General features: G+C 70.4%; 14 protein-coding genes and 1 pseudogene. 10 read left to right on the forward strand and 5 right to left on the reverse strand.

Features of this window, described 5'->3' with window-relative positions; all coding sequences use genetic code 11:
• Positions 1-97: 97 nt before the first annotated feature.
• From JOF41_RS24850 to JOF41_RS24860, 4 genes are all read left to right on the forward strand, one after another.
• Positions 98-973 carry a helix-turn-helix domain-containing protein gene (locus JOF41_RS24850; protein WP_209622334.1) on the forward strand — a complete coding sequence of 292 codons (876 nt, stop codon included), beginning with the start codon at positions 98-100 and terminating at the stop codon, positions 971-973.
• Positions 970-1164, forward strand: a complete 195-nt coding sequence (locus tag JOF41_RS24855; RefSeq protein WP_209622337.1) for a DUF397 domain-containing protein — start codon at positions 970-972, stop codon at positions 1162-1164. Before JOF41_RS24850 ends, JOF41_RS24855 begins: the two co-directional genes overlap by 4 nt.
• 107 nt (positions 1165-1271) lie before the next feature.
• Positions 1272-1397 carry a hypothetical protein gene (locus JOF41_RS37930; protein ID WP_276515714.1) on the forward strand — a complete coding sequence of 42 codons (126 nt, stop codon included), beginning with the start codon at positions 1272-1274 and terminating at the stop codon, positions 1395-1397.
• A complete protein-coding gene (locus tag JOF41_RS24860) occupies positions 1394-1633 on the forward strand; it encodes an immunity protein CdiI family protein (protein ID WP_209622340.1) in 240 nt (79 codons plus the stop codon). Before JOF41_RS37930 ends, JOF41_RS24860 begins: the two co-directional genes overlap by 4 nt.
• Before the next feature lie 549 nt (positions 1634-2182).
• Here JOF41_RS24860 and JOF41_RS24865 read toward each other — a convergent pair.
• The 4 genes and pseudogenes from JOF41_RS24865 to JOF41_RS24885 all read right to left on the reverse strand — a co-directional run bounded on the left by JOF41_RS24865 (position 2183) and on the right by JOF41_RS24885 (position 5479).
• Complete coding sequence (locus JOF41_RS24865) at positions 2183-2386, reverse strand: DUF397 domain-containing protein (RefSeq protein WP_189222624.1); 204 nt, start codon at positions 2384-2386, stop codon at positions 2183-2185.
• Between the two features lie 20 nt (positions 2387-2406).
• Positions 2407-3255 (reverse strand): annotated as a pseudogene (locus JOF41_RS37355) (helix-turn-helix domain-containing protein).
• Positions 3256-3919: 664 nt separating this feature from the next.
• Positions 3920-4675: an SDR family NAD(P)-dependent oxidoreductase gene (locus tag JOF41_RS24880; protein WP_209622349.1), complete on the reverse strand. Its 756-nt coding sequence runs from the start codon at positions 4673-4675 to the stop codon at positions 3920-3922.
• A gap of 30 nt (positions 4676-4705) precedes the next feature.
• Positions 4706-5479 (reverse strand): SDR family NAD(P)-dependent oxidoreductase, encoded by a 774-nt coding sequence (locus tag JOF41_RS24885; protein WP_209622351.1) that lies wholly within the window; start codon positions 5477-5479, stop codon positions 4706-4708.
• A 307-nt stretch (positions 5480-5786) separates the two neighbouring features.
• Between JOF41_RS24885 and JOF41_RS24890 the strand changes: the two genes are divergently transcribed.
• From JOF41_RS24890 to JOF41_RS24905, 4 genes are all read left to right on the forward strand, one after another.
• Complete coding sequence (locus JOF41_RS24890) at positions 5787-6278, forward strand: SigE family RNA polymerase sigma factor (RefSeq protein ID WP_189227581.1); 492 nt, start codon at positions 5787-5789, stop codon at positions 6276-6278.
• Positions 6275-7096, forward strand: coding sequence for a hypothetical protein (locus JOF41_RS24895; RefSeq protein WP_209622353.1), 822 nt, complete (start codon positions 6275-6277; stop codon positions 7094-7096). The genes JOF41_RS24890 and JOF41_RS24895 overlap by 4 nt, the downstream gene beginning before the upstream one ends.
• A gap of 159 nt (positions 7097-7255) precedes the next feature.
• Positions 7256-8197 (forward strand): oxidoreductase, encoded by a 942-nt coding sequence (locus JOF41_RS24900; RefSeq protein ID WP_209622355.1) that lies wholly within the window; start codon positions 7256-7258, stop codon positions 8195-8197.
• 13 nt (positions 8198-8210) lie between these two features.
• Positions 8211-8798, forward strand: a complete 588-nt coding sequence (locus JOF41_RS24905) for a TetR/AcrR family transcriptional regulator (protein WP_209622357.1) — start codon at positions 8211-8213, stop codon at positions 8796-8798.
• A gap of 99 nt (positions 8799-8897) precedes the next feature.
• Here the strand turns inward: JOF41_RS24905 and JOF41_RS24910 are convergent, their stop codons facing one another.
• Positions 8898-9482: a choice-of-anchor C family protein gene (locus JOF41_RS24910; RefSeq protein ID WP_209622359.1), complete on the reverse strand. Its 585-nt coding sequence runs from the start codon at positions 9480-9482 to the stop codon at positions 8898-8900.
• Between the two features lie 235 nt (positions 9483-9717).
• Between JOF41_RS24910 and JOF41_RS24915 the strand changes: the two genes are divergently transcribed.
• Positions 9718-11058 (forward strand): hypothetical protein, encoded by a 1341-nt coding sequence (locus tag JOF41_RS24915; protein ID WP_307867518.1) that lies wholly within the window; start codon positions 9718-9720, stop codon positions 11056-11058.
• A gap of 72 nt (positions 11059-11130) precedes the next feature.
• Positions 11131-12054 (forward strand): AraC family transcriptional regulator, encoded by a 924-nt coding sequence (locus JOF41_RS24920; protein WP_244989685.1) that lies wholly within the window; start codon positions 11131-11133, stop codon positions 12052-12054.
• The last annotated feature ends 6 nt before the right edge of the window (positions 12055-12060 follow it).

Consider the following 12060-nt stretch of genomic DNA (forward strand, 5'->3'; position numbering starts at 1 on the left):
ATAAGCGTCTATAGCATAAGCAACAAGTGGCTAGATCGAGTGAGAGTGAGGATGATCTTCCGCTACTGACAGTGTTGGAGCTCGAGAGGACAGCGACGTGGAAGCGTTCCTCAGCCGTGAAGTGGCACGAGAGCTGATCCGCTACCAGCTCATCCACTGCCGACAACTGGCGAACGTGTCGCAGAAGGAAGCGGGTGCCGCCGTCGGTCTGAGCCAGCCGCACTACGCGCAGTTCGAGAGCGATCAGCGCAACCAACGTCGCCCGGACCAGGACAAACTGGAGCAGCTACTGCGCTTCTTCGGCGTGGAGGACCGGATTCCGATCTTGTCCGAGGTGCTGGAGATCGCCAGGTCGAGCAAGCCGGGCGGCAAGCACGTCATCGGCCCCATGATCAGCGATGTGCCGCTGTACTTCGCGTTGGAGCACTACGCCGCAAGCCTCGACGCCTACGAATCGAACGTGATCAACGGGCTGTTGCAGACGCCCGAGTACGCCCAGGTCCTCATCGAGTATGCCGCTACCCTGACCCCAGGTCTCGACCCCCGCAGCACTCTGGACCTGCGTATGGAGCGCCAGTCCCTGCTGACCAGCCGCAAGCCGACACCTCTGGCGTTGACGATGTACGTCGAAGAAGCTGTACTTCACCGACGCATCGGCGGTGCCGAGGTCATGGCCGCGCAACTGCGCCACCTGCTCAGCATGGAACGCCGACGCAACATCAAGATTCGAGTTGTCCCACAGTCGCTCGACCTCAGCCCGACCGGTCGCCGCCCGCTCAGCATGCTGCGGTTCACGGACGACTGGAGGGTCGGCTACACCGAGACCCCGCTCTCCGCGTACTACTACGACACGCCGGCGGCCATTGAGCAATGCGGGACCATCATGGGACATCTGCATCACCTGGCACTCGATGCAGACGAATCCCGGCGGCTCATCGGCGCCATCGTCCACAGGTTGGAGTCTGAGAAATGATCACTAACTGGCGCAAGCCCTCCCGCAGCGAGGGGAACGGCGCGTGCGTCGAACTCGGCTACGACGCCACGTCCTCCGGCGTCCGCGACAGCAAGAACACCACAGGCCCCGCGCTGCTGTTCCAGGGCCAGGCACCGGTTCTCGCCCTGATCTCCGCTGTGAAGGCGGGCAAGATCACCTCGGCACGTTGACGCACCTCGCACGTGAGGGTGCCCCTGCCAGAGGCGGTGGCCGGGACACCCTCACAGCCAAGCGCCCGTCACTCCGCAGTGGCGTCCGCAGCGGGGTGCCGGGGACCGTGGCCAGGCGGCGAGTCGTCGGTGCGGGCCTTGAGGCGCTGAAGGTCTACGCGGAGCCGGTCGGCACGCTGGCCTCCTACGGCGTCGCCAAGTACGCCGATCTCAACCGGGGATGGGAACGATGAGCGCAGTGATCTCGGTTCGGTTGGCGCCCGAGTGGGGCACCTACCCGCTGTGGGTGCGCAAGGGCGATGCCCCTATCCCGGCCAACTACTCCGCGGAACGGCTGGCGAGCGACTTCGGCGTGCCCACCGACCTCGTGGCCGCCATCGACGCCTGGGACGACGAGTTCCAGGCCGTGTACGACCCCGACGATCCGGCTTCGTCGGGCTTCCCCGACGAAGCCGCCACCACCGCGTGACACCAGCGGGGTGAGCGGCTGGCCGAACGACTGGCCGCCGCGCTGCGGGTGCGCACGGAATTCCACACGGCACGTGGGGATCGCGTTTTCGGCGGTTGAGCCCAGACCGATCGCCAGCCGTTCGTCCCGATGTCTCGGTCAAGCCGCGAAGGGCCCCGCGACACTGCCCGCCGGCCCGTCAGTGGGCGGTGAGGCCGCCGTCGACGACGAACTCCGCCTTCGACACGTTCGCGCTCTACGCGCACGAGCACGACGTGGTCCGCTGGGTTCACGACAGCAGCGAGGCGGGCCGGTTGCGCCGCCACCCCGAGCACCACGTCGACCCGGCCCACCTCGCTTACCAGCGGAGCCTGTGCGCGATCGATCCGGGACCGGGAGGCCCCGTCCCTCCGCCCGCACGCGGTGGCGTGCACACCGGATGGCCGGACGCTGGTCGTCGGGTTCGCGATCGGTGAGCAGGGCGATGCCAGGCGGATGCTCGCCGGCGCCACCTACACGGATCGGCCACCCCATACCGAGTCGTTTCCCGATGAACGTCAGCCTGGCCGATCAGCCGTCGAACCGACCGGTGCGCACTCCGTCCAGGAACGCCGCCAGCCGAGCCCGCTCGAACCGCAGCACAGGCCCGCTCGGGTTCTTCGAGTCACGCAGCATGTCCCGCGTGTGCGCCAATTCGACGCACTCCCCGCCGGAGTTTCCGCTGCGGGTGCTCTTGCGCCAGCGCAACGCCTCCTCCTTCCGCTGCGGGATCATCAGCCCCTCCTCTGCTGGATTCATGGTCGCGACAAGAGGCTATCCAGAAGGGCCAGGGTGTCGGCAGGGGTTGCGGAGGCATCGATCAGCTCGCTGAACACGCGCGCGTAGTGCTCGACTCGGCCGGCTTCATCGACCAGCAGGCCGTCCGTCAAGGTCTCCAGGTAGACCGTCGTCGGTCGGTCGCCCGAGGGCGTGAGGATGGTGAACGGGAAGTACAGCGCACCCGTCAGCCCGCGCCCATCCGGAACGACGCGGAAGGTGATGTTCGGGCGGTCGCACAGCTCCCGGAGGTGTCGGATCTGCTCGGCGCGGATCTCCTCATTGCCCACCGGAGCACGCAGCACGGACTCCTGGACCACCAGCGTGATCTCCGGCGGATTCGGACCATATAGGCGTTCTTACCGTACCAGCCGAGCACGAACCAGGCGTTCAACATCGTCGGACAGCAGCGTGCGGTTGGTCTGGATCACCGCTCGCGCGTAGCGCTCCGTCTGGACTAGACCGTGCAGCAGATCCGGCCGGTATGACTCGATCCGCCGCGCCGTCTCCTCGGTGTTGAAGAACTTCCGCAGCCGGTCGGGTATCGCCTTGCCCCAGTCCGTGGGCGGTCGCTTCCGCCTGCCCTCCTCGTTGAGGTGCTGGAGGTCGGCGCGTGCCTCACCACTGACACCGAGCAGGTCGAGGATCGCGGTCAGCTCCACCGGAGAAATCGAGGTGTCGCCGCGCACCAGCTTGCCCGCCTTGGACTCCGAGCAGCTCAACGCGCGTCGGATGTCGACGCGCGTGACGCCCTTCTGCCGCATCAGCTTGCGGATCTGCTCGGCCAGCGCCGCCCGGTACTCGGCGGGACTGCGGTCGCCGCTCATCGTCTCCCCTTCGCACGTGATCGCGGACAGTGTGCCCGAGCCGGGCGAGTCCGCATCTCACCCCAAAGTGGAATGGTCAAGTTGACCGGTCCGATTTACGGTCGTGTTGCTCCACCGACCGCTGCGGGGAGCCCCTACCTCGCATCACGTCACGGTCACCAGGTGCGAGGTAGGGCCACATCTCCAGCCCAGCAGGAGGTCACACGTGGACACCTGGACGGCCTTCAGCGCTCTGCTCGGCCTGTACCTGACCGCCGCCTGCGCGGCACTCGCGCTGGTCACCTACTTCATGGCCCTGACCGAGCGCCGCGCGCAGCCGGCGCGGGTCCGGGCCACCCCGCCGGCCCACAGGCCCGCCACAAGCCACCGCCGTGCCGCGCTCTCGCACAGCCGCGGCACGGCGGTCCGGGGTACCGCCCCCACCCTCGACGGGGGGCGGTGCCCCACCCCACGCGCCCGACACCGCCGGGCGTCATGACCGGGCACGTGGGGTGGCTCTGGCGCGCGTGCCTGGACGACGGCGTGACGCACCAGTACCCGGCCGGTCCCGGCCTCTCCCCCACCTTCTCCAGCCGCGCTGCCAGCGCTGCGCGGTCCCGGTTGGCGGTGGCTGCCGCCGCAGCACCTGCGCGCACCCATCTGGTGATGGGAAGCGCTCCTGTGGTCAGTGGGCGGTGAGGCCGCCGTCGACGACGAACTCCGCCCCGGTGACGAACGAGGACTCGTCGCTGGCGAGGAACAGCATCACCGGGGCGACCTCCTCGGGTCGTCCGGCGCGGCGCATGGGGGTGCGCACGATGTCGGGCTGCTGGTCGCCCATCTCGTCGAGGAGGTCCCCGATCATCGGGGTCGCGATGACGCCGGGGTGCACCGAGTTCACCCGCACGCCCTTGGTGGCGTACTCGACGGCCGCGGTCTTGCTCAGCAGCCGCACGGCGCCCTTGGTCGCCTGGTAGGCCGCGCCCGCGCCGCTGCCGATGATGCCGAGGACCGACGAGGTGTTGATCACCGATGCGTTACCGCTCTCGCGCAGCAGCGGCATGGCGGTCTTCATGCCGAGCCAGGTGCCGGTCTGGTTGACCGCGACGACCCGGTTCCAGGTGTCCTCCTCGGTGTCCTCGATGCCCGGCCAGTCGAGGATTCCGGCGATGTTGACCAGGACGTCGAGCCTGCCGAAGCGCTGGCGCGTCAGGTCGACGGTGTTCGCCCACTCCCGCGCCGAGGACACGTCCAGGCGTGCGGGCACCACCTCGGCGCCGGTCTCGGCCAGCCGCGCGGCCAGGGCGCGCAGCGCGTCCTCGGCCAGGTCGGTCACGACGAGGCGGGCGCCTTCCCGTGCGAAGAGTTCGGCGGTCGCCTGTCCGATGCCGCCGGTGGCGCCGGTGATCAGCGCGACCTTGCCCGTCAGTCGTCCTGCCATGGTTCTCCCTGTTCTCTCGTGCGGGGGTGGTCAGGCGGCGGTGTAGCCGCCGTCGGCGGCGACGATCGCGCCGGTGATGAACGAGGACCTGTCGGACGCGAGGAAGCCGATGACCTCGGCGATCTCCTCGGGGTGCGCGACCCGGCCCAGCGGGTGGGCGGGGCCGAAGGAGCGCAGGTACTCGCGGCTGTCGTCGCGGAAGTTGTCGAGCATGTCGGTCTCGACCACGCCGGGTGCCACGACGTTGGCGCGGATGCCGTGCGGGCCGCCCTCCAGGGCGAGGACCTTCGTCAGCTGCGCCAGCGCCCCTTTGGACGCGCTGTAGGCGGAGCCGCTGACGAGGCCGACGGTGGAGGCGAACGAGCCGACGGTGACGATCGAGCCGCCGCCGCGTTCCCGCATCACCCGGAACGCCTCGCGCGCGTGCAGGAAGACGCCGCGGGCGTTGATCGACATCAGCTCGTCCCAGTCGGCGGCGGTGGTCTCGGTGATCGGTTTGTTGACCGACCGCCCGGCGTTGCCGACCAGGATGTCCAGGCCGCCGAAGCGCTCCACCGCAGTGGTCGCCGACCGCACGGCCGTCTCCTCCAGCGACACGTCGCCGACGAGGGTCGCCACGCCGTCGAACTCGGTGGCCAGCTCCCGCACCTCGGGTCGCAGGTCGCAGGCGAGGACGTGCGCACCACGGGCGTGCAGCCAGGCGACGGTGGCCTTGCCGATGCCGCGCGCGGCTCCGGTGACCACGGCGACCCGGCCCGCCAGTTCGGCCCCCTGGTCGTGGGGTGGGGTGGGTTCTGCGTTCACGGCGGCTCCTCCCGGTCCGGTGCCGTGACGGGCGCTCGTGGTTCGGCCCGTCTCGTGCTACCGAGCTTGGGCGGTGGCGGGCGGACGTGGTAGGGCGTGCTGTGCCTGGGTGCGGCGCACCCGGGAACGTCGCGGGCGGGCTTCAGCCGCAGGGTTTCGCCGCGGAGTCGGCGGCACGGGTGGGGCGTTGGTCCTGCCGGTGCGGGGTCGAGGCTCTCAGCGGCCGTGGGGATCGGATGCAACGAAAGGGGTCACTCCCGCATTAGGGGTGCGGAATCGAGGTCGAGCCGACGATCGGGAGTGGCCGATGGAGTTTGCTGAGTACGTGGCGAGGCAGCGTCCCGCGCTGATGCGGTTCGCCACGGTCCTGACCTGCCGGACGTGGCTGGCCGAGGACCTGGTGAGCGACGTGCTGGGCCGGGCGTTCGAGCGCTGGGAGCGGATCTCGGCGATGGCCGAGCCGAACGCCTACGTGCGGCGGATGGTCGTCAACGAGTACCTGTCCTGGCGCAGAAGGCTGACCCGCGCGTCCCCGCGCGCCGGGGTCGAGCCGACGGTGACCCCCGACGGCGCGGACGAGCGGGCCGAGCGGGACGCGATGATCCGCCGCCTCGCCCGCCTGCCGAGGAAGCAGCGCGCGGCCGTGGTCCTGCGCTACTACGCGGGCTTGTCCGACAGGGAGATCGCCTCACAGCTGGGGTGTCGGGAACCGACCGTACGCAGCCAGATCCACCGGGCGCTCAACGCTCTGCGCATCGACCTCACCGCCACCGCCCCCGACTTCCAGGAGACCTCATGAGCGACCTGCGCACCCTCCACGATGCCTTCGCCGAGTTGGAGCGGCGCGCCGACGCCGCCGCTACGGGTATGGCCCCGGTGGCGCGGCCGCGCCGGGCCGTGCGGCTGGCACCTGTCGCGGCCACCGTCGTCGCGGTGGCGGTTCTGGTCGCGGGTGTGGTGTGGCTGGTGCCGGGCGGCTCCGGCACGCACGCCGCCGACCCGTCGACCACCTCGTCGTCGACCGCGCCAGCCACGACCACGGCGCGCGGCCCGGTCCCGACCTCGCCGGATGACCTGATCACCCGGTTCAGGGTGGTGCTCGGCGACACCGCGACGTTCGAGGCGACCACGAAAGCCAGCTTGCCACCCCCGTCCACGTCGAACACCCCGCAACCCCCGTCCCCGACGAATCCCCCGCGACCAGGAGCGGGATCGGTCGGGACACCGCAACTGGCGGACCCGGAGGTCTCCACCGGCGCGGTCATCGGCGGGACTCTGACCTCCGCGGGCTTCACCGGGGGCTTCGGCCTGATGGTCCACCCCAGCGATTCCGAGCCCCGCGAGTGGTGCGACTTCTCCCGCGTGGAGCACTGCGACGTCAGCACGCTGCCCGACGGCTCCCGACTGGCGACCGGGACCGCGCGACGAGCTCCCGGCGCGGTGTCGTACCTGGCATGCCTCAAGCGGCCCGACGGGACGATGCTCCTCATGCAGGTCAGCAACCAGGAGGACCCTGCGGGCGCCGTGATCGGCTCGCCGGGCGGCGAGATCTACTCACCGCAGCCGCCGCTGACCCTCGACCAGGTGAAGGAGATCGTCACCTCGGACAAGTGGTGACGAGGTTCGTGATGGCAGGCCACCTCGGTGACCTGCCATCAGTCATTTTCCGGCAAGGGGGGCGATCCGGACGCGGGGTGAGGCCGTTGTCGAGGGCATGGTGCTGACGCCTGACGCACCTTGCGCGCCGCTTTACAACTCGGACTATAGTTGTAAAGCATGTCAAGCCAACGAGGTGGTCGGGCGTCCCGGTGGACCGCTGACGACATTCCGAGCCAGCAGGGCCGGTCGGTGATCGTCACCGGCGCCAACACGGGCCTGGGGTTCCAGGCCGCGGCGATGTTCGCCGCCAAGGGCGCGGACGTGGTGCTGGCCTGCCGGGACGAGGCGAAGGCGGAATCGGCGGTCGCGCGGATCATGGAGCGCCTGCCCGTCGGTTCGGTCCGCGCCGCGCGGCTCGACCTCGCCGATCTGGACTCGGTCCGCGCCTTCGCCGACGACTTCGCCAACCGGCAGGACCGCCTCGACGTCCTGGTGAACAACGGTGGCGTGATGTGGCCGCCGCTGTCGCGCACGGCGCAGGGCTTCGAAGTGCAGTTCGGCACCAACCACCTCGGGCACTTCGCGCTGACCGGCCGCCTGCTCCCGCTGCTGCTGCGCACCCCCGCCGCGCGGGTGACGACGGTGACCAGCCTGGCCCAGGTCACCGGCCACATCGATTTCGAGGACATGCACTGGGACAAGCGCCGGTACTCGACGGGCGCCGCCTACGCGCAGAGCAAACTGGCCAACATGATGTTCGCGCTCGAACTGGACCGGAAGCTGCGGGCGGTGGGTTCGCACGTGGTGTCGACCGCGTCGCACCCCGGCTGGACCTTCACCGATCTCACCCGCCACTCGCCCGCCGTCCTGCGGAGGGTGAGCCCCTTCATCGGGATGCCCCCGGAGGTGGGCGCGCTGACCACGATGCGCGCGGCGACGGACCCGGACGCGCCCGGCGGCAGCTACTGGGGGCCGGCGCGGCTGTTCGGGACGAAGGGGCATCCGGCCCCCGCCCGCATCCCGCGTCGGGCGCGGGACATCGTGGCGGCGGCCCGGTTGTGGGCGGAGAGCACACGCCTGACCGGGGTGCGGTATCCCCTCGCGGCGTCGACCGGTTGAGGGAGCGGCAGCAGTGGACGACACCGCGGCGGGCGGCTCGGCGCGGCGCGAGGGCATAGTCCGCGCCGCCACCGGGGCCTTTCTGCGCTTCGGGTTCCGCAAGACCTCGATGGAGGACGTCGCCAAGGCGGCGGTGATCTCCCGGCAGGGCCTCTACCTGCACTTCGAGACGAAGGAGGCGCTGTTCCGGGCCGTCGTGGAGCAGATGCTGGCGGATCTGCGCAGTACCACGTGGGAGGCGCTGGACCGGGAGGACGTCGAGGCCGGGGAGCGCCTGGCGCGAGCCCTCGAAGCTTTTCACGGCGTCACGGTCGGCACGGTCAACCGCGAGGTCTACAGCGAGCTGCTGAGTTCGGCGCGGTCCTTCGCGCTGGACCGGATGAGTCGGATGGAGGAGGAGTTCGTCGCGGGCATGGCCGCTCTGCTGACCAGCACCGGGCACGCCGCCGCGTGGGAGGGCGCGGGGCTGTCCGCCGCCGAACTCGCGCAGAACCTCTTCGACGCCTCTGCGGGCGCCAAGCACGAATCCGGTTCGCTGGACGATTACCGCCGACGCGTCCGGGTCGCCACGCGGATCATCACCTCTCGACTGAGGGGTTAGCCGCATTTCACGATGACGGCGGCAGTAGGCGGGCCGGGGCGTGCGTGGTTTTCACCGCGCACACCCCGGCCCGTTTCACTGGGGCTATTTCGGAAATGGTCAGCAGCACCCGCAGGGTTTCACCGTCACGTTGTCGAGGACCGGTCCGTTGGCGCTGCTGGGTGTGGTGCTGGCGAATGTCAGCGTGGTCGTGGGGTTGGTCGCCACGAAGCTGAAGGCGCGGGTGACGTAGCCCATCGCCGCAGGCGTCCTGCCGGTGATGTCGAAGGTGAAGTCCTGGAAGTTCTGGCCGTCGACCAGCGCCCGGCCGGTCTTGACCACCGGGCCCGCCGCCGTGTTGCCCGCGATCGAGTAGCCGACGTCGTACCTGACACCGGGAATGGTGTCGAAGGTCTGCGACACCGCGCCCGGTTGCACGCCGTTGAGGTCGACGGACTGGTCGCCCTCGGCGGCCTGCCAGTAGCCCGCGCCGATCAGGTCGACGTTCCCGCCCGTCACCCGCCAGGGGCCGATGGCGCTCCCGGTTCCCAGGTTGGCGAAGCTGTTCTGGGGCGCCCTGGGGGTTTCGAAGCCGCCGTTCCCGAAAAGGGCGGCCACTCGGGCCGAGGCGGCGGCCCCGGTGGTCGTGCCCACGAGGAGGAGTCCGGCGGTGATGGCGACGATGAATGCGCGTTTGCGGCTCATGAACTTCCCTCTGCTTTGCGTCGGGCGGCAGTAGATCAAGTGCGGCGGTGACGTTACTCCGCCGAATAAGGCGCGTAAGCCGTCAAGCGAGGGACACACCATTAGGTGACTGCCTGGACGCGGGAGTTCCCGATACCGGTGTGAGAGGCCAAAAGGGTGATATTCCGGGGGTCCATTCACTCCGCCGGCCGCTCGTGAGCCGATACCGAATACGCTGTCCGCGCTTGCGGAGCGGGTGCGGCGGCGGGATCTCGCCGTCGAGGGCGAGGAGGACGACGTGGACCCCGAGGAGCGGGTGCGGTTCACCGAGCAGGAGGCTCTGGCCAACCTGCGCACCGTGCTCGAACTGTGCGCGGCCGGGGAGGTCAGGTGCAGCGACAAGACCAAGCGCCCGTCGGCCGCGACGATCCGGACCATCACCGCGCACCTGGCGCAGGGCGACTTCTACGACGACGAGCCGATTGCCGCGTTCGCCTGGCCGCTGCTGCTGCAGGCCGGTGGGCTCGCGGCGCTCGACGGCACCCGCCTGCGGTTGACGCCGAAGGGGCGCGCGGCGTTGGGGAAACCACCGGCGGAGGTGATCCGGGGGCTGTGGCAGCGCTGGCTCACCCACGCGGTGATCGACGAGTTCAGCCGGGTGGAGCAGATCAAGGGCCAGCGCGTCCCCAATGTCCTGACCGCGGCCAAGCCGCGTCGTCAGTCGGTGGCCAAGGCGCTGGCCACCTGCCCGCAGGACAAGTGGGTCGACGTGGACACGCTGTTCACCACCATGCGGCGCGGGAACATGAGCCCCACCATCGCGCGTAACGACAGGGCGTTGTGGAGGCTCTACCTGGTGGACCCGGAGTACGGCAGTCTCGGCTACGACGGCCACCACGACTGGGAGCTGCTGGAGGGCCGCTACACCTTGGCGGTGCTGTTCGAGTACGCGGGCACGCTGGGGTTGATCGACCTGGACTACGTCGACGCCGCAGGCGCGCGTGACGACTACATCGACAACTGGGGCGGCGACGACCTTGAGGCGCTGAGCCGCTACGACGGACTCGTGGCGATCAGGCTCACCGCGTTGGGCGCTCATGCCCTCGGCCTGACCGACGCCTACCGGCCCGCCGCCATCGGGACCCGGCCGCTGAAGGTGCTGCCCAACCTCGACGTGGTCGCCGTCGGCGAGGTCGGCGCGGCGGACCGGCTGGTGCTGTCCGCTTACGCGGAGCGGACCGCCGACCGGGTGTGGGCGGTGTCGGCGGGCAGCCTGCTCTCCGCGCTCGACAGCGGACGCGACCTCGACGAGTTCGTCGCGTTCCTCGGTGAGCGGACCGACCACGAGCTGCCCGCCGCCCTGCGCACGGTGGCCGAGGACGTGCGGCGGCGCAGCGGGCAGCTGGTCGATCTGGGTCTGGTCCGGGTGATCGAGTGCGCCGACGCGGCGACCGCCGCGCTGCTGGGCCGTGATCGCGCGGTGTGCCGCGTGATCGGTGACCGGCACATCGCCGTCCGGCCGGATCAGGAGCCGAAGTTCCGCAAGGCCCTGCTGAAGCTGGGCTACGTCATGCCGTCGCGCGAGGTGTCGGGCTGACGTGCGGAGGAGGTGCTCCCGTCACGGGGGGTGCGCTCGGCTCGGCGGGCATCGGGATCGCGCGGTGCTTGAATGGCGGCCATGCCGCTCGACGAACTGCGTGTGCTGCTGGCCAGGCACGCCCGGCCCGACCTGAGCACCGACATCGACGGCCTGCGCGTCTTCCGCGCCGATCGGCCAACGCCGCCGACGCCGACCACCTACGGCAAGGTGCTGGCCCTCGTCGCCCAGGGGGTCAAGCGGTTCGCGCTGGGCGACCGGCTGTACGAGTACCGCGCCGGGGAGTACCTCGTCGCCTCGGTCGACCTGCCGGTGACCGCGTACTTCGCCCGCGCCAGCCCGGAGGAGCCCGCGCTGGGCTTCGGCTTGGAGCTGCGCCCGGCCGTGGTCGCCGAGGTGCTGTTGCAGGTGGACCCCGCGCAGCTGCCGGAGCCCGGCCCCGGCGGGTCGGCCGGTCTGGTGGTCAGCACCGCCTCCGCCGAACTGCTCGACGCCGTGCTCCGCCTGCTGCGGCTGCTCGACCGGCCGCACGACATCCCCGTGCTCGCGCCCCTGGTCGAGCGGGAGATCGTCTGGCGGCTGCTCACCGGCGAGCAGAGCGGCGTCCTGCGCCAGTTCGGCTTGCCCGACAGCGGCCTGAGCCACGTCGCCAGGGCGGTGCGGTGGATTCGCGACAACTACGCCCTGCCCTTCCGGGTCGAGGAGGTGGCGCGGCGGGCGGGCATGAGCGCCTCGGCGTTCCACCGCAACTTCCAGGCGGTCACCTCGATGAGCCCCATCCAGTTCCAGAAGCAGATCCGCCTGCAGCAGGCCAGGTTGCTGCTCGCCGCGAACCCCGGCGACATCGCCGGGGTCAGCCGCCTGGTCGGCTACGAGAGCCCCGCCCAGTTCAGCCGCGAGTACCGCAGGCTCTTCGGTGGTCCGCCGCGCCAGGACGCGGCGCGGCTCGGCGGCGGCGCCCGGACCGGCACGCCGGTCGCCGGTCGCGGCGATTGACCAGAA

Source organism: Saccharothrix coeruleofusca, assembly GCF_017876325.1.
GTDB lineage: Bacteria > Actinomycetota > Actinomycetes > Mycobacteriales > Pseudonocardiaceae > Actinosynnema > Actinosynnema coeruleofuscum.